We start from the raw sequence: 18,088 nt of genomic DNA, 5'->3' as shown, positions 1-18,088 counted from the left end.
CTAAAGGTCCCAAATTTCCGTTAGGAGTCCGCAATCCCCGCAACAATAAAAACCTCCCTAGGCTAAACGCCCGTGGGAGGTCGGTCACGCTTCTGCAAGCTTCCACTTGGAGCCGCTTGCTATCCGCTTAATTATTGAACGGTGTGTCGGCCACTTTGATGGAATCGGTCGGGCATCCGTCGCAAGCATCCTGCAGATCGTCGTACAGATCTTCGGGAATCTCCGTGTTGCCATGATTGCCATCGCCTTGGAAGATAACTTCGGCCAAGCCCTCGTCATCATAGTCGTAGATGTCCGGAGCCGTCGCGCCGCATGCGCCGCATGCGATGCATGTGTCCTTATCCACGTAAGTAAATTTAGCCATTGCAGATCCTCCTTAATCGAACACAAGTACATAAGAAAGAGTACTTCTGTTGTCCAATATAATATAAAAACCTGATTAGATCAAACGAATTTGAAGATTGTACCCATGTTGAACCACGCTTAATAATCGTTCTCTCCATGCGGATCCTGTTCCCGCAAAAAATCGGTCTGGAGCGACGTTCCGCGCAGTTTCTTATTGCGGATAAGCGAAGACGGATCGTCGGTCAACATGCCGGCCGTGAGGACCGCGGATTCCCCGTACTTATCCCTTAATCGATCCATCACCTTATTCAATTCTTCTTTGCGCGGCGCTTCTTCGAAGCTGAACAGATCCAGTTGGATAGGCGTCTCCTTCTTCTCCGTCAAGCTCTGCAGCGTAATGCCGAGCAGGCGAACCGGCTGCCCGTTCTTCCAATTGCGTTCCATCAGCTTGCACGCTACCCGATACACGTCGTCCGTCGATTCCGTCGGCGAGTCCAAGGCGGCCGCGCGGGTGATCGTCTTCATGTCCGGGTCGCGGATCGTGATGGATACGGTTGAGCATACCATTCCTTGCTTCCGGAGACGTCTCGTCGTCTGGTCCGCCAGATTCAGCAGGACATGCTTGAATTGCTCTTCCTCGGTAAGGTCGGCCGGAAGCGTCGTCGTATGCCCGATCGACTTCGCCGCCTCACGCTGCGGCTCCACCGGCGCCTCGTCGATACCGTGTGCCGCCCGCTTCATCCACTCCCCATACACCCCGAATTTATCTTGGAGCAGCTTCGCGTCCGCGTTCGCCAGCTGCCCTATGGTCATAACGTTAATCCGTGTTAGCTTCTCCGCCGTCTTCTTCCCTATTCCGAATAAGGTCTGGCAAGGTTTGTCCCAGAGAACGGCAGGAACGTCCCTTCGGCGGAGAACCGTTATGGCATTCGGCTTGCGCATATCCGATGCCATCTTGGCAAGCAGCTTGTTCGGGGCTACTCCGATCGAGCAAGGAAGGTTCAATTCCTCGCGGACCCTTCTCTGGATGGCCTCCGCAATCTCGAGCGGCGTTCCGAACTGCCCGCTTCCCGTAATGTCCATATAGCACTCGTCGATCGACACGGCCTCGACGAGGGGAGTATAGCTGTTGCTGATCCGAAGGAATGCCCGGGAATACCGGCGATACAAATCGAAGTCCGGGCGGATGAGGATCAGCTCCGGGCAGATTCTTTGCGCCTGGCGAACCGTCATGCCGGTTCGGACTCCCCTCGCCCTGGCTTCGTACGAACTCGTCACGACAATCCCTTTGCGAAGCTCGACGCTTCCCGCCACGGCAGTCGCCTTGCCTTTGTATAAGTTTGGTTCCTCCGCCGCGTGCACGGAGCAATAGAAGGCGTTCATGTCCATGTGCAGAATGATTCTTCCGCGCCGTCCGTCCATGCCTGCCTTCCCTCCTTCTGCTCATGAATTCGCTTGCTCCCACTCTTCCCGAAGCATCCCACTTCTTCCATTCGGGATCTTCTTCCCTGTATCTCAAACGATACAGCGTCTCCAGATCTTCTATCGTCAGGGTTCTCAGAACTGCCTTATTTCCTTGCAGCACGATTGGTTCCAGCTGTCCCTCCAAGGCAGTCCCTCCTTCTCCGCCATCTAATCCAATATGCAATCATTATACGAACAAATGAGCGTATCGAGCAAGCTCCCCCCCGTTCCGGCCGCGCCAAATAAGCACTTTTAAAGCACCTTGTCCCTCTACTTTTCCATGCAGGCATGTTATAATATCTAGAATGGTTTTGTTATAAGGACTCAGGGTAGGAGGCATCACGTACTTCATGACCACTTCAATCAGCATCTTCGACACCACTCTCCGCGACGGGACCCAAGGAGAGGGAATCAGTCTCACCGCAGAGGATAAACTCAAGATTGCTCTGAAGCTCGATGCGCTGGGCGTTCATTATATCGAAGGCGGCAATCCCGGAAGCAACAGCAAGGACATTGAATTCTTCAAGCGCGCCCGAGAGATGAACCTCAAGGCCAAATTGACGGCTTTCGGCAGCACGCGGCGCAAGAACAGCATCTGCGAGCAAGACATCAATCTGAAGCAATTGATCGATTCGAAGGCGCTGGCCGCAACTCTCGTCGGCAAGACTTGGGACTTCCATGTTCACACCGCGCTCCAGACGACGCTCGAAGAGAACCTGGCCATGATCTACGAATCGATTGCCTATCTGAAGAGAAACAACATGGAAGCGATCTTCGACTCCGAGCACTTCTTCGACGGCTACAAGGCGAACCCGGAATACGCGATCGCCGCTTTGGCGAAAGCCAAAGAAGCCGGAGCCGATTGGATCGTCCTGTGCGATACGAACGGAGGCACGCTCCCGAACGAGATTCATGAGATCGTGTCGAACGTATGCCGTATCATCGATGCTCCGATCGGGATTCATACCCATAACGACTGCGAACTGGCCGTCGCCAATACGCTTTCCGCTATCGACGCCGGAGCCCGTCAGGTGCAAGGAACGATCAACGGATACGGAGAACGCTGCGGCAATGCGAACCTGTGCTCCATCATCCCTACCCTGCAATTGAAGAAAAATTACAGCTGCGTGAGCGACGACCAGCTCCGATCGCTGACGAGCGTCTCCCGATACGTCAGCGAGATCGCCAATATGATTCAACCCGTCAATCAGCCGTACGTCGGCAACGCGGCATTCGCTCATAAAGGCGGCATTCACGTGTCCGCGATCATGAAGGATTCCAAGACGTACGAGCACATCTCTCCGGAGCTCGTCGGCAACAAGCAGCGCGTGCTCGTATCCGAGCTGGCCGGACAAAGCAACATTCTCTCCAAGGCCCAAGAGCTTGGCCTTGATGCGGAGCAGATTGCGCAATCCCGCCAGATCATCGACCGTATCAAAGAACTGGAGCATCAAGGCTACCAGTTCGAAGGCGCGGACGCCTCCCTCGAGCTGCTTCTTCGCGATGCCTTCGGCAACGAAGAGACCGCTTTCGCGATCGAATCGTTCAAGATCCTGTACGAGAAGTCGGAAGCCAATACGGTGACCGAAGCGATCGTGCGGATTCGCGTCAATAACCAGCAAGTTTATACGATCGCGGACGGCAACGGACCGGTCAACGCGCTGGATAACGCGCTTCGCAAGGCGCTCGTTCAATATTATCCGAGCATTGCCAACGTTCACTTGACGGACTATAAGGTTCGTGTCTTGGACGAGAAGGACGCCACCGCGGCCAAAGTTCGCGTATTGATCGAATCGTCCGACTTCAAGGACACCTGGAACACGGTCGGCGTCTCTTCCAACGTCATCGAAGCCAGCTGGGAAGCTCTCGTGGACAGCATTCGCTACGCTCTCATCGGCAAGAAGAGCACCCACATCGTCGATGAATTGCCGGAATCGATCGGCCTGGTCAACCACTGATCACACCCTTAGCCGCAAATAAGAAGGCGACGTTAGGAACCCCTAACGTCGCCTTTTGCTTTAACTCCTTTTATGCGTCCAACAGATCATCCAGCATCTTCTCCCACTTCTCCAGCGGTTGAACGCCCTCGATCCGTTCCCGAACGACGCCGTCCTTATCCACGATGAAGCTGATGGGATAAGAAAATACCTTATAATCGTCCCCGACCTTGCCGTCTACGTCCATCATGACCGGGAATTCGATCTCCTTCTCCTTCACGAAATCCTTCGCGCCGTGGACGGTATCGTACTTCGTGGCATTCACGGCGTACAGGTCTACCCGGTCGCCGTATTTCTCATAGATCTTCTGCAGATCGGGTGCTTCCATATCGCAAGGCCCGCACCAAGAAGCCCAGAAGTTGACGATGAGAAGCTTGTCTCTCTTGCCTCCGACCGAATATTGGGTACTCTTATCGATGGAAGACAATTGGAATGCCGGAGCGAGCGAGCCTTGCACGGGCGCCGTTCTCAGCTCCGTCTGGCCGACTTCCGATCCCGCCTTCTGTTCGTTGACCGCTTGGGCTTCCTTCTTGTCGTTACCTAGCGAACTCCACAGGACGATTCCAATGATGCATAAGAAGGCTAGAATGATAATAATCTGATTGCGCTTCATCGCTGTTCCTTCTTTCCTCGAACTCTGATCCTTATCTTACCCCATTTCGAAACAACCTTCCATCTTTTCAACCGAATGAAGTGCATGCCGCCTTTCCCTAAAGGGTACATTACCCCTGTTCGCGCATCTCAAATCGACATGAAGGAGGAGCAGCATGTCTTCGTCATCGGCCCAAGCCAAACGCAAACTCAGGGTCACCTTCACCAGCGACATGGAGTCTTCCTCCCGTACTCAGGACCAAAGCGGCGAAGCCAACCAAGCCAAGCCCAAGGGGAAAGGAAAAGTATGGGAGTACCTCGCATTGGCTTCCGTCCCTCTCGTGCTTGTGCTCGGCAATTCCATGATCGTTCCGATTCTCCCGACTCTGAGGCGCGAGCTGGGCATCTCCTCCTTTCAGAGCAGCCTTGTCGTGACATTATTCTCGATTACTGCAGCTCTTATCATTCCGATTGCCGGTTATCTATCCGATCGCTTCAGCCGCAAGAAAGTCATGATTCCCGCCTTGATCCTCTACGGCGCAGCCGGAATTCTGTCCGGGTTCGCCGCCGTCTGGCATAACTACGGCCTCTTGCTTGGCGCAAGGGCGATTCAGGGAATCGGCGCCGCCGGAACGACGCCGATCGCGATGGCGTTCGTCGGCGACTTATATAAGGATGCGGAAGAGAGCAAGGCTCTCGGCTTAATCGAGGCCTCCAACGGAACGGGCAAAGTCGTGAGTCCGATTCTGGGTTCCCTGTTCGCCCTGATCGTCTGGTATGCCGCTTTCTTCTCTTTCCCCGGCTTCTGTCTCCTTGCGGTCCTTGCCTTGTTATTCTTGATCAAGGAGCCCAAGAAAACAGCCGAACCGATTCGATTAAAGGAATACCTCCATAAAATCAAAACGATCTTCGCCAAAAACGGACGGTGGATGCTGGTCTCGTTCTGGGCCGGCGCCGTGTCCATGTTTACTCTGTTCGGGGTCCTGTTTTTCCTCTCCAATATGCTGGAAGACAAGCCCTATCAGATTGTCGGCGTAACCAAGGGCTTCGTGTTGGCCATTCCTCTTTTCTTCATGGTGACGACTGCCTATTTGACGGGAATCATCGTACGCAAGAACGGGGTGCTGATTCGCTGGTTCATCAACATCGGCCTTATCCTGACGGTGGCTGCTTATGCCTGCGCCATCTGGCTGAACCAGAATCTGTACGTCTTTATCGGGCTGCTGAGCGTGGGAAGCATCGGCACGGGCATGCTCCTGCCTTGCTTGACGACGATGATTACGGGAGTAGTCGAAAAAGCCGAACGAGGCATGATTACTTCGTTATACAGCAGTCTCCGCTTTTTCGGAGTTGCCTTAGGTCCTCCGATCTTCGGCTGGATGATGGGCATCTCGCAGAGAACGGTATTCATCTCCGTTACGGTTCTCGCTTTCGTGACGTTGTGTGCGGTCTTTTTCCTTGTTAAGCCTGATAAGCAAGTGAAATAATCGCTTATTGCCCGAACCGAATAACGTTGCGGGACGCGTGTCCATCCTTCATACTGGATGCATTCAGCCAAACGGAGGATATCATGGAGAACTTGGAGCGATGCCGGATTCCAGAGCGGATCTTGAATGACTTGTATCGGCAATGCCAGGCTCGATTGCCCTACGAAAGCTGCGGCGCGTTGACAGGCGTTCGGAAAGCCGGGGAGCTTTGGGTCGATGGCTTTCGGCTTCTGCGCAATATCGCAGCGGAACCTCAGGTTTCCTTCCGCTTCGAGCCGTCCGAATGGCTTGCTTTCTGTATCCAAGCGCAAAAAAACCAACGAGAAGTCGTCGGCTTGTGGCATTCCCATCCACGGGGTCCCGCCCTTCCCAGCGCTCAGGACGCCGAAGGGTGGGATGGATGCGGAACGTATTGGATCATCGGTCTCGAAGGGGACCATCGGGAAGCGCGCGTCTACAGCAGGCGCGGCGCGGAGTGGAACCCCGTTCCTCTGGTCGCTGTTTAATGCCTGCTTAAATAAGCATATAAATCGCCTATCGTTACCACTTGCTTGGATTGGATGATGGGCAGGAATTGGAACCATAGCTTCGCGGTCATCACCGAATCGTGCAGGGCGTGATGACGAACGGTCACGTCGACGCCGTAGGTCTCCAGGAGCTCATCCAGGCCATAGCTCTTCCGCTTCGGCTCCAGCCACTTGGCAACCATCATCGTGTCCAGCACGCGGTGAGTCAGGTTGATCTTAGACGTCCGCCATAGGGCTGCGTTCAGGAATTGCTTGTCGTGGCCGCTTCCGTGCGCGATCAGAACCCTTTTTCCCGCGAAATCCAGGAAGTCGTGCAGCCCTTGCATGAGATCGGGAGCTTCCTCCGCCATCTCGTTCGTAATGCCGGTCAATTCCGTAATATGCTTAGGAATCTTCCTTCTGGGATTGACCAAGGTATAGAAAGGCTCAGCTTCCTGAAGCTCCCCGCCTCGGATTAGCACGCCGCCGATCGACATGATCTCATCGCCGTTATAAGGGTTGAACCCCGTCGTCTCGAGATCGAACACGACGGCATCCATCTCGGTCAGGGGCGTATCCAAAGCGGATTCCTTCCGTTGATCGCGGGACATTGAACGAATAAAAGCCATCTGCTGAGCGTTGGCAGAACCAAGCATCGAAGCGATCGCGGGAGTTATCCCTCCCATTTTGTACAAATGCCACATGCGCCCCATCGGGCTCTTAGGCTCTTTCACGCTGTTCACCTCCCGCCGAAGCGGTATCGCATCTCCTTCTCCACCTGGCGTTGGAGCTTGCGTCCGAGCTTCAGCGCCTTCTTCAAGGGGACCTTCCATTCCCGTTTCAGATCGGCAACCGGAAGCACGCCGGTTCCAACCCATTGGCCGTTCTCATCCTTCGTTACGGCCTTCAAACGCAGCTTCAGAATGAGTTCGAATGCCTCTACGGATTCCTTCGCTTCTCGGGGAGACAGGATTTCCGCTTTCTCCAAAGCCCGAATCCGCCCGATCGTGCTAGTCTCCTTTAAACCTGCGTGCACCGCCAGCAAGCGAAACACGTTGACCATCGGAATGTAAGCTCCGTACTTGATGTCCAAGCTGCCGGCCAATTCGCCGTATCTCTCCGTAAGCAGCTGGCCGAACACGCCGACAAGCACCTTATGACGAAGCGTATTCTCCATCATTCTTCTCGCAATGACCGGAGTGCCCAGGAAATCCCGATAGAAACGGTTGTTCCATCTCGCCCCCAGCTCCTTGTCTCCTCCGACCAGACGGCCGTCCGCGACGATGAGCAGGTAGCGCACGTTCTCCCATGTGGGCTCTTCAAACCAAGCGTCGAGCTTCCTCTCCCATGCCGAGATCGGCAAGCACCATTCCGGATTGGAGGCGATCACGTTCCCTTCGCAAGGAGGATAGCCGATATCGATTAAGTAGCCCACCGCGATCTGCGCAAGCGTCTGAAAGTAATTCTCGTAAGCCAATGCCTCTGCTTCATTCTGCGGATCGTTATAAATAAGGCCGCTATCCTGATCGCTGCTGAAAGTCTGCTCTCGCCGCCCGCCGCTTCCGAAGAGCAGATAAGCATAAGGCACGGGAGGAGCGCCATGCCCCAACCGTGCCATTTCGATCTCGGCGAGCTTCAACGCTTTTCCGATAAGGAAGTCGTGCAGCTCGTTGAGATCTCCGACCAGTTCAATCACCGGAGAAGAGGAGAGATTCGCTCGAAGACGAATCTGCTCCTCTTCCCTTATCTTCCGTAAGCTATCCGGATCTCCGGCGCCGGTGACGTCAAGCAGCCGCTTCTCCCATTGGAGAGTGGACATGCGGCTTCTTCCCTCCTGAACGGACGCCAGTAAATCAACGGCCGACTAGATATTTCTTTAATTATACACTAGCCGTCCCGGATTTTTTAAGAGCTTCCGGATAACCATAGTTGCCGTGCTCGCTAAGGTCAAGACCGATGATTTCTTGCTCTTCCGTGACGCGGAGGCCGATGATTTGCTTAACGATCCAGAGAACGATAAAGGAAGCCGCGAATGCGTAAGCACCGCACACGACAACGGATTCGAATTGGACCCACAGCTGATGTCCGCCGCCGCCGTAGAAGAGACCTTCTTTACCTACGCCTACTTGCGTAACGAGAGCAGGTGCCGCGAAGAGGCCGTTTGCGAGCGTGCCCCATACGCCGGCCGCGCCGTGTACGGACATGGCGGCGATCGGGTCGTCCGCTTTGATCTTCTCGAAGAACATTTGGCTCAGGAAGACGAGCACGCCGGCAACGAGGCCGATGACGACCGCAGCCCAAGGCTCTACGTATGCGCAAGATGCGGTGATGGCAACCAGACCGGCAAGCGCGCCGTTCAGCGTGACGCCGATATCCGCCTTGCCCTTGACCAGCCAGGAGATCAGCAGCGCAGCAACCGCGCCGCCTGCAGCGCCGAGCTGAGTCGTGAAGGCCACATAGCCGAAGAAGCCGTCGCCGACCGCTACTGCGGAACCGGCGTTGAAGCCGAACCAGCCAACCCACAGAAGGAGAACCGCAAGAGAAGTGAATACTTGGTTGTGGCCGAGAATCTCGTTCGCGGAGCCATCCTTATTGTACTTGCCGATCCGCGGCTTGAGCAGGATCGTAGCGGCGAACGCCGCCATTGCGCCCGTCAAGTGAACGACCGTCGATCCGGCATAGTCTTGGGAGCCGTCTTCCGCGAGCCAGCCGCCGCCCCAGATCCAGTGAGCGATGACCGGATAAATGACCGAGCCGAAGACCAGAGTAAAGATGAGGTATACGGACAGCTTGGCGCGTTCCGCGAAGCCGCCCCATGCGATCGACAGCGATACCGCCGCGAAGGCAAGCTGGAATACGAAGAAGATCGTAGAAGGATAGCTGTCGCCCTCTGCCGCTACGATCGATGGATCGAAGAAGAAGTTGCCGAGGCCGATGAATTTGTTCAAGCTTTCGCCCGCGTCCCCGCCGAAGGAGAAGCCGTAGCCGACCGCCCAATAGACCAGAGAAACAAGACCTACGGTGAAGATCGTCTTGCCTGCCACGTGTCCGGCATTCTTCATGCGAGTCGAACCTGTCTCCAGGAGAATGAAGCCGCCTTGCATCAAGAGGACGAGAATTCCCGCAACCAGGATCCACAGGGCATTAAGTCCCATGTCCAAAGTCGCCGCTGAAGGGCCATCACCATCTGCTGCGAATGCCATAGTTGGGAAAAGCATGAGCATTGCGCCAATTGCGAGCAAACTCTTTTTGACCACTACCGACCACTCCCTACGTGTAATGTTTCATAACATTTTAAGAAAGGCTTAGTGTCATTATAGTAAGATGTTCACGATTTGACAATACAAAAATATGAAAAAACGGGGAGTTTTGAACCAAATATCTAACATTGCAAATGTAAAATCATCCGAACGTTAAGATTTTAGCGTCCTTTTGGGCCTTTTTACCCTTAACCCTTGTCAACTTACCGTCCAAGGGATACTTTCGCCTTTTTGGGAAATGTTCATAAATCCCAACTCCGGAGGCATCAGACTGAATTTGCAGAGGAAACCTAACACGACTTATCCAAAACGTATCCTAAACTTATTCCAAAAGCATCACGTTTGACTGTATGGTTGAGGATGAGTATATTAAGGGATATAGTCGAGCTAAGCCTTAACCTAGAAAGACAATGATGATAAGCAATCAGCTAAGAAAGAAGGTGGAAGTCGTGCGACAAGCATCTTCGGAAACCCCGCGCAGCCTGTATCGAATCGGAGAATTATCCAAAATAACCGGAATCAGCCCCCGCACCATCGATTATTACACCGGAATCGGACTCATCAGTCCCGTTCAACGGTCCTCCGGAAATTATCGTTTGTATGATGATGAAACCTTGGAACGGATTCGCCGTATTGAAATGTTGAAGGCGCAGAAATTTACGCTTGAAGAGATCAAAGAGAACTTCGCCGTTTTGCATCGAGCCTCTCCATCCGGACAGGTCACCAAGCAGCTTGCCGAGCTCCAGAACAACCTCACTCAGATCGAGAGACAAGTCAAAGAGCTCGAGCCCGTGCTCGATACGCTTAAGCCTCAGCAAGCAAAGAAGCTGTTCAGCGTCATTACGCCCCAGACAGCCGCTTGCGTTGAAGCGCTTCTGCTCCTGTTAGGCAAGAGCAACTTGATGTAAACCAGATGAGGTTCGACCGAACACGGAGGGAATCAATATGTTTTTTCACCCTATGGACTTTCTCATCATCATTGCGTTCCTGCTCTCGCTGTGGGCGCAATTCCGGGTAAGCGGCACCTTCAACAAGTGGTCCGAGGTCAGCGCGTCGAGCGGGATGACCGGTTACGAAGCCGCGCGGCGGCTGCTGGATCGCAACGGCTTGCATGACGTTCCGATCGAGCCGATCCCCGGCAAGCTGTCCGACCACTACGACCCGGTTAATCGCGTCGTAAGATTGTCCGAGCCCGTCTATTATGAAAGCTCCATCTCCGCCGTCTCCGTCGCCTGCCACGAGATCGGACACGTGATCCAACATAAGGAGCATTATCCGATGCTCGTGCTTCGCCACAAGATGTTCCCGGTCGTGCGCTTCGCTTCCGGCATCGCGCCGTTCCTGCTGATCGCCGGCTTCTTGTTCCAAGCAACGAATCTGATCGGCCTGGGAATCATCTTCTTCTCGGCAGCCGTCGCCTTCCAGCTTGTCACCCTGCCGGTGGAGTTCAACGCCAGCAACCGCGCGCGCAGGCTGATGGTCGCCGAGGGCTTCATCCGCAACGACGAAGAACGCGGAGTCTCGAAAGTGCTTAACGCAGCCGCGCTTACTTATGTGGCCGCAGCGCTCATCTCCTTGCTTGAGCTGGTCAAGTACATCATGATCTTCACCAGCAGCAGGGAAGAATAAGCAAGGAAAGAAAGCAAAAGGAGCTGTCCCGAAAGTCATCTGACTTAGGGGACAGCTCCTTTGTTTGTTATGCTCGCTTAGACTACATGATCGATCGGCCCTCAGGTCGGTTGGTAATCGTTCCGGAAGTAATCCAGAATAAACTCGTGGAACAGCTTCACCACGGTCGAAGGCTTCTCCCCCGCCCTTCGGATTAGAGCGATGGTTCTTGTCACGTTCGGCTCCCGTATCTTGACGATGGCCGGCATGAACGAGCTTCGCAGGCTTAACGCCATCTCGGGCAGCAGGCTCACTCCCATGCCGGCGGCGACGAAGCCGCGGATCGTGTCCGTCTCCTCTCCTTCAAATCCGATCTTGGGCAGGAAGCCTGCCGTCCGGCACGCCTCCCAAACGATCGGACGCAGAGAATAGCCGCTGCTGAAGAGCACGAACGTATCGTCCCGTAACTGATTCAGATCGATATACTCCTCGCCGGCGAGAGGGTGATCCAACGGAAGGATGGCGCACAAGTTCTCCGTGAGGATCACTTCTCCTTCTACCCGATCGTTCTTATCGGGCATCGGCGAGATGAACGCCAGATCCACTTCCGCTTCGATGACATCCCTGATCAAGGAAGGATACATGCCTTGACGGAATCGGAACTTCACATTCGGATGCTTCTGGCGGAATGCCGCTATCACCTTCGGAATCAGATGAGTGCCCAAGCTGTGAGGGAAACCGAGCCGGATCTCGCCGACCTCGGGATCCAGGAACTCGTGTATCTCGTTGACGGCGCGATCCAGGTCCTGAATGATCTCTTCCGCTCGCTTGAGGAACAGCTGTCCGACCGGAGTCAACTGAACGTTCCGGCCGCGCTGCATGAAGAGCCGAACCCCCAGCTCCTCCTCCAGCCGATGTATTTGCCGGCTCACGGCCGATTGGGCGACGTGAAGCTCCTCTGCCGCTTTGGTGACGTGCTGCATGCGCGCCACATGAACGAAGTATTGCAATTGACGCAGCTCCACCTGACGATACCCCTTCCGAATTGGACGATGACTCTTAGTTTAACAGCTAGCGCGATTGACGCTCCAACCGGCCTCCAAGCACCTTATAAAGCACGAATCCGCTCACCAGACCGCCGAGATGCGCCGCAATGCCGATGTTCGGCACGAAGAAGGAATAGAGCAGCCCCGTAATCAGGATCCCGTATACCGTCGTTCGAGAGCCCGGATCCAGCCGTTGACGCTCGAAGAGGCTGATATAGAGGTAAGCCCCATAAAGACCGTATATCGCCGTGGACGCCCCCACCGCGACCCAATAGCCCGACAAGGGAAACCATTCCGAGATCACGTTGCCCAGAATGCCCGAAGCCAAATAAAACAACGCATAACGCACGTGTCCGAACATCCTCTCGAGCGGCGGCGCGAAGACGAATATCGCGAACAGGTTAAAAATCAGGTGCGGCCAGTTGCCGTGCAGGAACAACGCAGCCGCATATCGCCAAACGCCGTCATAGCCCTCCAAGTTCGTTATCCCGCCCAGCCGGACAAGATTGACTTCCGCGAATCCGCCGGTGAGCAATTCGACCGCGAACATGACGACGCACGCAGCCAGGATGAGGGAGTTGACCGGATAGGAACGGAGGTACTGTTTCCAGTTCTCGTAACGGATGAAGATCATGATGTCCCTCCAGTCTCGCTGTGATTTTATTCTTTTCCCATTATTGGACAATGATTATTGCCAAAGTTTATAATGAAAGTCGGCAAGCCCATATTTATAAGGGAGGTTTTTCCTAACATGAGTCAAGAACGCTCGAATGCAGCGACATTTAAAGGCAACCCGCTAACCTTGGTAGGACCGGAGCTTAAGGTAGGCGATCAGGCTCCCGACTTCGCATTGAGCAAGAATCTTCTGGAGACCGCTTCGCTTCAGGACTACGCGGGCAAGGTTAAGCTGATCAGCGTCGTGCCTTCGATCGATACCGGCGTATGCGACGCCCAAACCCGCCGTTTCAACGAGGAAGCCTCCAAGCTCGGAGACGGCGTCGTCATCCTGACCGTCAGCGCCGACCTTCCGTTCGCCCAAGCCCGCTGGTGCGGCGCGGCCGGCGTCGATCGCGTCGTGCTCCTGTCCGACTACAAGGATAATTCCTTCGGTAAGTCATACGGCGTATTGATCAAAGAGTTTCAATTGGATATGCGCTCCATCTTCGTCCTGGACGCCGACAACAAGCTTGCCTACGTCCAAGTGCTTAACGAGATGACCGAACACCCGGACTATGAAGCGGCAATCGCTGCCGTCAAGAGCCTGCTGTAACCGATTGTCAGCGATAGGCGCGGCGGAAGTCAACGCTATCCGGCCGCGATCGTCAAAAAAAGCGAGTGAAGGCTAGCCGCCTTTCTCGCTTTTTTGCTTTTGTATGTTCGTCCAATCCTATTATGCTTTGTAAGCGGCCAGTTTCTTGTCCAGTACCGCGTAGATCTCCTGGATCACGCGATAGTTGGCTCCCAGATCTCCGAGAGATCCCCTGGAGGCCGAATAGATGTCCACTGCCGATCGCCCGGGACCCGTCCCTACGATCTGGATGGTGATGTCCATCGTGCGTCCGGACATCGTACGCTTCTCCATGACGATCTCGCCGATATTCGGCACTTCATGGAGAATCTTGTAGCCCTGCATCTTCTTAAGGATGGATGCGATTTCTTCCCATGCCTTGTCCTTCGACATACGGTAATAATGAGACTTTAGCTTTGGATCTTTAGCCTTATCGCCCGTATGCTCTTGGCTGCGGAATAATCCGATGAGCATTCGCTTAAGCAATACACATTCTCTCCCTCCGGGTGCCATATGCGCTTCTCATAATAATAACACGCTTGTCCCGGGGATTAAAGGCAATAAAAAGAAAAAACCCGCTCTGCCGTTCGACGCGCAAGTTTCTGAACCCGCTCTCGCAGGTGGGTGTCCTCAGTCCGCGCTTTTGACTTCCCCTTTCGGGGGCATGTCAGCCGCCGTACAATGTCGAACTCCCGTTGAAACAGCCATTGGTTCAAAACAATATATCGTCGTGACGCACATCGCAGGAGTAAGAACATTATAATCACAGCCACCGCAAAAGTAAACCTGTGAAAATTACCTGCTCTTATTTGATCTTCTCATCGTCTTTGGTCGGGGACTCTTCGATCGGAAGCGCATCTTCGTCTGCCTCGTTGGCGGCAGCCTTCGCTTGCATCTTCTGAATCGTCTGATAGAAGTTAAAGAAGGCAAAGACAGCGATTAAGCTCCCCATAAAGAAAGGGATGAGGAAAGTAAACTTGGTGAAGATGCTGATATAAAGAATGAAACCGCTCACAATCGCCGTTGACAAGGAACGGAACGGACGGCCGATTGTCAGGATGACCGAATTCTTGATAAGCTGCATCGTCTTCATATGGAAGTGCGAGAGCAGCGAGAAGAATTGGAACACCGAGACGAACAGCAGAACCATCAGCGCCAGGAACAGGATAGCGAGAACGCCGAAGCCATCGAGATCCTTCAGGTAAACCCGATAATCGATGAACAGGACGGCGAACAGCACAGCGTAGATGATGCCGCCAAGCATAGCTTGTACATAGTTTTGCTTGTAGTTCCGGAAGAAAGTCTTAAACAGCGGAACGTCCGTATCTCCCATTACCCACTTCCGGGCGACCGAGAACATAGCCGAGGTCGCCGGAAACAGAGTAAATGGGGACAGTATGGAGATAACGATCGTGTGCCATACCAGCGAGCCTTCCTGGTCCGCTGTCACGAGACCAGAGAAAGCCGCCAAGAATACCGGTATGGAACACAGAACCCAAAGAACGTTCGTAACGGCCAATCTCATGATCCACTCGGAGATCTTGTAGAAGCCGCCCATCATGCCCCGCATTTCCATGGGTAATCCTCCCTAGCTGCCAACTAAGTTGCCATCAGATTAGATGTTTACAAAATCCTCGTTGCGGGAGCTGCGAGTCTCTTCTCGGCGATCGTTGCGATACCCGCCGCCGTCTTCTCTGCGATTGCCGCCTTCGCGATACGGCTTGCGGTATCCGCCGCCTTGGCTGCCGCCTTGGCCGCCGCCATTATAGCTGCTGCGGCGTTCGCCGCCGTTATAGCCGCCGCGTCCTTGGCCGCCGTAGCCGCCGCGTCCTTGACCGCCGCCGTTGTAGCCGCCGCTGCGGCGCTGACCGCCGTAACCGCCGCCGCTGCGACCGTCGAACTTGCGCTTTTTGGAGCGGATCGGATCTTCCGGCGTCAATTCGACCGAAACGTCCTTCTTGTCTCCGGTGAGAAGCTTCATCGCAGCCGCAAGCAGCTGCACCGAATCGTATTGCTCAAGCAGCTGAGCCGCTACCCACTTATACGCATTGGTGTCTTCTTCGTTCCCGACCGCTTCGATGATTCTCTCGGCAATGACGCGTTGCTTGCCTTCCATCGCTTCGCTGAGGGTAGGAAGAGGCTTCTTGGAGATGCGGTGACGCGTGATCTTCTCGATGAAGTGCAGGTGATCGGTCTCGCGCGGTGTCACGAACGTCCAAGAAGTTCCTTCCTTCCCTGCGCGGCCGGTACGGCCGATCCGGTGAACGTAGCTTTCCGGGTCTTGAGGAAGGTCGAAGTTGATGACGTGCGTTACGCCGGAGATATCCAGGCCGCGAGCCGCTACGTCCGTTGCGACGAGAACGTCGATGCTGCCGTCGCGGAACTTGCGCATGACCGCGTCGCGCTGGTTCTGGGACAGGTCGCCGTGCAAGCCGTCTGCCGCATAGCCGCGCTTCATGAGCGCTTCGGACAATTCGGCGACGCGGCGCTTCGTGCGTCCGAAGATGATCGCGAGCTCAGGCGGTTCCATGTCCAGCAATCGGCAGAGACCGTCGAACTTCATGCGTTCTTGGACTTCGATGTAGAACTGTTGAATGTTCTTGTTCGTCGTTTGCGTCTTCGGAATCATGGAGATGTGCTCCGGATTCTTCAGGAATTGCTGCGCGAGCTTCTGAATGTTCGTCGGCATCGTAGCGGAGAACAACAGGGTTTGGCGCGCTTCCGGCACAAGGCTCAAGATGGAAGTGATGTCTTCCATGAAGCCCATGTCCAGCATCTCGTCCGCTTCATCCAGCACGACGGTCTGAACGTCGTCCAGACGAATCGTCTTCCGGTTGATATGGTCGAGTAGACGACCCGGCGTGCCGATAATGATCTGCGGGCGGCGTCTCAATCCGCGAATCTGGCGTCCGATATCTTGACCGCCATAGATAGGAAGGGAGCGAATGCCCTTCGTACGGCCCAGCTTCTCGATTTCTTCCGCTACCTGAATAGCAAGCTCGCGAGTCGGAGTCATGATCAGAGTTACGATACGGTCTTCAGAGGGGGCGATTTTGCTAACGAGTGGAATCCCGAAGGCTGCGGTTTTACCGGTTCCTGTCTGGGCCTGACCAATCATATCTCTGCCGCTCAGAGCGACGGGAATCGCGTGTGCTTGAATCGGGGTGGGTTCTTCATAACCCAAATCTGTAATGGCTTGGAGTACATCCGGCTCCAACCCGAATTCTGAGAATGTGCTCAAATTTTTTTCAAACTCCTTCTGTAATGGTGCCTTTAAACAAACGGCTTCCAAAAAAATATACAGGTAATTATACCACAAACTCCGCTGGAAACTCCAGTCATTCTCTTTCACGCAAAATTTGGACTGTTTTCCCCCTTCTTTTCTCCGAATTTTACCTTTGCGATTCGTTCCTCTGGGGCCATTCGGCGACCGGCAAACATCAGCTTGTATGACCTGCTCCGCCCGTGGTAACCTAAGGTTTGATTTTAGGCATCTTAGGTTCGGGAGGAACAGTTTGAAATGCACAAAAGATTGACTCTGCTTTTCGGAATCGTCGCCATGATCGTCTCTTCGGCGGCTATCGCCAGCGGCTTCCGCTTGCTCATCATTCCTGAAGGACTGTTAAGCGGCGGCTTATCGGGCGTCGCGATGATCATCGGGTATATCACCGATTGGAATATCGGTATCCTATATTTTGTCCTGAACATCCCGGTTTTGATGTGGGGATTAACCGATCTGGGCCGAAGATTCATCCTGCTCAGCGTAGTGAACGTTATCTTTACCACCCTGTTCATGCAGATCATCCCGCTTGGCAATCTGACGGAAGAGCCGCTTCTCTCGGCCGTCATGGGGGGAGTGCTGGTCGGCGCCGGCACCGCGGTCGCCTTGCGCTACGGAGGTTCGTCCGGCGGGTTCGATATCGTCGCTTCCATTATTTCCCGCAAACGGGATCTTCCCGTGGGGATACTTATCTTTATTCTGAATACCGCCGTCGTGTTAGCGCTCGGGTTATACAACGGGAATTGGGATGCCGCCTTCTATTCTATGCTCTCCATCTTCGTGACGGGAAAAGTAATTGATGCGGTTCACACCCCTCATCGCAAAGTTACCGCGTTTATCGTCTCGAAAAAATCCAACGAGATCGCCAGCCAGTTGCTCCAGTGGCCTAGAGGGGTGACCGTTCTTCGAACGAAAGGCGCCTACACCAGCGAAGAGAAGGATATGCTCATGACGGTTACGACCCGGTACGAGCTGGCCGAGCTTCGCAAATTAATCAGCGATATCGACCCTCAAGCGTTCGTCAATGTCGTCCAGACGATCGATGTGATCGGCGAATTCCGCAAGAAGCCGTTATATTAACGGCTTCTTCTTGCAAGGCCCCGGCCAGCAGGCTGCCAGAGTCCTATGGTCTATCTTCTCATATTCGCCATATTCCTACAAAATACCCCTGTCTCCTTGCTCAAATCTCGTATATAATCGGGACAAAGAGTCATAG

The 18,088-nt window shown here is 54.3% G+C and carries 18 protein-coding genes and 1 other RNA gene; 7 read left to right on the top strand and 12 right to left on the bottom strand.

What is annotated here, in order from left to right; translation table 11 throughout:
- Positions 1–127: 127 nt before the first annotated feature.
- Positions 128–364, bottom strand: a complete 237-nt coding sequence (locus tag ELR57_RS08155; RefSeq protein WP_126958529.1) for a ferredoxin — start codon at positions 362–364, stop codon at positions 128–130.
- A gap of 119 nt (positions 365–483) precedes the next feature.
- Positions 484–1,767: a DNA polymerase IV gene (locus ELR57_RS08150; RefSeq protein ID WP_126958528.1), complete on the bottom strand. Its 1,284-nt coding sequence runs from the start codon at positions 1,765–1,767 to the stop codon at positions 484–486.
- Positions 1,768–2,159: 392 nt separating this feature from the next.
- Between ELR57_RS08150 and cimA the strand changes: the two genes are divergently transcribed.
- Positions 2,160–3,767: a citramalate synthase gene (cimA, locus tag ELR57_RS08145; protein ID WP_126958527.1), complete on the top strand. Its 1,608-nt coding sequence runs from the start codon at positions 2,160–2,162 to the stop codon at positions 3,765–3,767.
- Positions 3,768–3,837: 70 nt separating this feature from the next.
- Here cimA and ELR57_RS08140 read toward each other — a convergent pair whose 3' ends face one another.
- Positions 3,838–4,419 (bottom strand): TlpA family protein disulfide reductase, encoded by a 582-nt coding sequence (locus ELR57_RS08140; protein WP_126958526.1) that lies wholly within the window; start codon positions 4,417–4,419, stop codon positions 3,838–3,840.
- 154 nt (positions 4,420–4,573) lie between these two features.
- Here ELR57_RS08140 and ELR57_RS08135 point away from each other — a divergent pair, with 154 nt between their 5' ends.
- Both ELR57_RS08135 and ELR57_RS08130 read left to right on the top strand, forming a co-directional pair.
- Positions 4,574–5,884: an MFS transporter gene (locus ELR57_RS08135; protein WP_126958525.1), complete on the top strand. Its 1,311-nt coding sequence runs from the start codon at positions 4,574–4,576 to the stop codon at positions 5,882–5,884.
- An 83-nt stretch (positions 5,885–5,967) separates the two neighbouring features.
- Entirely contained in the window at positions 5,968–6,390 is a 423-nt protein-coding gene (locus tag ELR57_RS08130; RefSeq protein ID WP_126958524.1) for a M67 family metallopeptidase, read from the top strand.
- Here the strand turns inward: ELR57_RS08130 and ELR57_RS08125 are convergent.
- The 3 genes from ELR57_RS08125 to ELR57_RS08115 form a co-directional block, all read right to left on the bottom strand.
- On the bottom strand, positions 6,387–7,124 hold the full coding sequence (locus ELR57_RS08125) for an exonuclease domain-containing protein (RefSeq protein WP_238162445.1): 738 nt from the start codon (positions 7,122–7,124) through the stop codon (positions 6,387–6,389). The genes ELR57_RS08130 and ELR57_RS08125 overlap by 4 nt on opposite strands.
- Before the next feature lie 5 nt (positions 7,125–7,129).
- Positions 7,130–8,209 carry a DUF294 nucleotidyltransferase-like domain-containing protein gene (locus tag ELR57_RS08120; protein WP_126958523.1) on the bottom strand — a complete coding sequence of 360 codons (1,080 nt, stop codon included), beginning with the start codon at positions 8,207–8,209 and terminating at the stop codon, positions 7,130–7,132.
- Positions 8,210–8,270: 61 nt separating this feature from the next.
- Positions 8,271–9,647, bottom strand: a complete 1,377-nt coding sequence (locus ELR57_RS08115; protein ID WP_370452228.1) for an ammonium transporter — start codon at positions 9,645–9,647, stop codon at positions 8,271–8,273.
- Positions 9,648–10,099: 452 nt separating this feature from the next.
- Here ELR57_RS08115 and ELR57_RS08110 point away from each other — a divergent pair, with 452 nt between their 5' ends.
- On the top strand, positions 10,100–10,558 hold the full coding sequence (locus ELR57_RS08110; RefSeq protein ID WP_238162444.1) for a MerR family transcriptional regulator: 459 nt from the start codon (positions 10,100–10,102) through the stop codon (positions 10,556–10,558).
- Between the two features lie 37 nt (positions 10,559–10,595).
- The gene (locus ELR57_RS08105; protein ID WP_126958521.1) at positions 10,596–11,279 is read left to right on the top strand and encodes a zinc metallopeptidase; all 684 of its coding nucleotides are present in this window, start codon (positions 10,596–10,598) and stop codon (positions 11,277–11,279) included.
- 101 nt (positions 11,280–11,380) lie between these two features.
- Here ELR57_RS08105 and gltC read toward each other — a convergent pair whose 3' ends face one another.
- Together gltC and ELR57_RS08095 are read right to left on the bottom strand one after the other, a co-directional pair.
- On the bottom strand, positions 11,381–12,283 hold the full coding sequence (gene gltC / locus ELR57_RS08100) for a glutamate biosynthesis transcriptional regulator GltC (RefSeq protein ID WP_126958520.1): 903 nt from the start codon (positions 12,281–12,283) through the stop codon (positions 11,381–11,383).
- 46 nt (positions 12,284–12,329) lie between these two features.
- Positions 12,330–12,938: a rhomboid family intramembrane serine protease gene (locus ELR57_RS08095; protein ID WP_126958519.1), complete on the bottom strand. Its 609-nt coding sequence runs from the start codon at positions 12,936–12,938 to the stop codon at positions 12,330–12,332.
- A gap of 117 nt (positions 12,939–13,055) precedes the next feature.
- On the opposite strand from ELR57_RS08095, the gene tpx reads away from it, so the two are divergent.
- Complete coding sequence (tpx, locus tag ELR57_RS08090) at positions 13,056–13,574, top strand: thiol peroxidase (protein WP_126958518.1); 519 nt, start codon at positions 13,056–13,058, stop codon at positions 13,572–13,574.
- A gap of 120 nt (positions 13,575–13,694) precedes the next feature.
- Here tpx and ELR57_RS08085 read toward each other — a convergent pair whose 3' ends face one another.
- The 4 genes from ELR57_RS08085 to cshA all read right to left on the bottom strand — a co-directional run bounded on the left by ELR57_RS08085 (position 13,695) and on the right by cshA (position 16,833).
- Positions 13,695–14,078: a DUF1499 domain-containing protein gene (locus ELR57_RS08085; RefSeq protein WP_126958517.1), complete on the bottom strand. Its 384-nt coding sequence runs from the start codon at positions 14,076–14,078 to the stop codon at positions 13,695–13,697.
- Positions 14,079–14,160: 82 nt separating this feature from the next.
- Positions 14,161–14,344, bottom strand: a non-coding RNA gene (gene ssrS, locus ELR57_RS08080) — 6S RNA.
- Between the two features lie 53 nt (positions 14,345–14,397).
- A complete protein-coding gene (locus ELR57_RS08075) occupies positions 14,398–15,168 on the bottom strand; it encodes a YesL family protein (RefSeq protein ID WP_126958516.1) in 771 nt (256 codons plus the stop codon).
- A gap of 39 nt (positions 15,169–15,207) precedes the next feature.
- Entirely contained in the window at positions 15,208–16,833 is a 1,626-nt protein-coding gene (gene cshA, locus ELR57_RS08070) for a degradosome RNA helicase CshA (protein ID WP_126958515.1), read from the bottom strand.
- Between the two features lie 279 nt (positions 16,834–17,112).
- Between cshA and ELR57_RS08065 the strand changes: the two genes are divergently transcribed.
- A complete protein-coding gene (locus tag ELR57_RS08065; protein ID WP_126958514.1) occupies positions 17,113–17,952 on the top strand; it encodes a YitT family protein in 840 nt (279 codons plus the stop codon).
- The last annotated feature ends 136 nt before the right edge of the window (positions 17,953–18,088 follow it).

Origin of the sequence: Cohnella sp. AR92 (genome assembly GCF_003990975.1) — a bacterium.
Lineage (GTDB): Bacteria > Bacillota > Bacilli > Paenibacillales > Paenibacillaceae > Cohnella.
This window is presented reverse-complemented; position numbering and strand designations above follow the sequence as displayed.

Coding starts and splice junctions, on each gene's coding strand:
- ELR57_RS08155 (WP_126958529.1), bottom strand. CDS start 364: ATGGCTAAATTTACTTACGTGGATAAGGACACATGCATCGCATGCGGC.
- ELR57_RS08150 (WP_126958528.1), bottom strand. CDS start 1,767: ATGGACGGACGGCGCGGAAGAATCATTCTGCACATGGACATGAACGCC.
- cimA (WP_126958527.1), top strand. CDS start 2,160: ATGACCACTTCAATCAGCATCTTCGACACCACTCTCCGCGACGGGACC.
- ELR57_RS08140 (WP_126958526.1), bottom strand. CDS start 4,419: ATGAAGCGCAATCAGATTATTATCATTCTAGCCTTCTTATGCATCATT.
- ELR57_RS08135 (WP_126958525.1), top strand. CDS start 4,574: ATGTCTTCGTCATCGGCCCAAGCCAAACGCAAACTCAGGGTCACCTTC.
- ELR57_RS08130 (WP_126958524.1), top strand. CDS start 5,968: ATGGAGAACTTGGAGCGATGCCGGATTCCAGAGCGGATCTTGAATGAC.
- ELR57_RS08120 (WP_126958523.1), bottom strand. CDS start 8,209: ATGTCCACTCTCCAATGGGAGAAGCGGCTGCTTGACGTCACCGGCGCC.
- ELR57_RS08105 (WP_126958521.1), top strand. CDS start 10,596: ATGTTTTTTCACCCTATGGACTTTCTCATCATCATTGCGTTCCTGCTC.
- ELR57_RS08095 (WP_126958519.1), bottom strand. CDS start 12,938: ATGATCTTCATCCGTTACGAGAACTGGAAACAGTACCTCCGTTCCTAT.
- tpx (WP_126958518.1), top strand. CDS start 13,056: ATGAGTCAAGAACGCTCGAATGCAGCGACATTTAAAGGCAACCCGCTA.
- ELR57_RS08075 (WP_126958516.1), bottom strand. CDS start 15,168: ATGGAAATGCGGGGCATGATGGGCGGCTTCTACAAGATCTCCGAGTGG.
- ELR57_RS08065 (WP_126958514.1), top strand. CDS start 17,113: ATGCACAAAAGATTGACTCTGCTTTTCGGAATCGTCGCCATGATCGTC.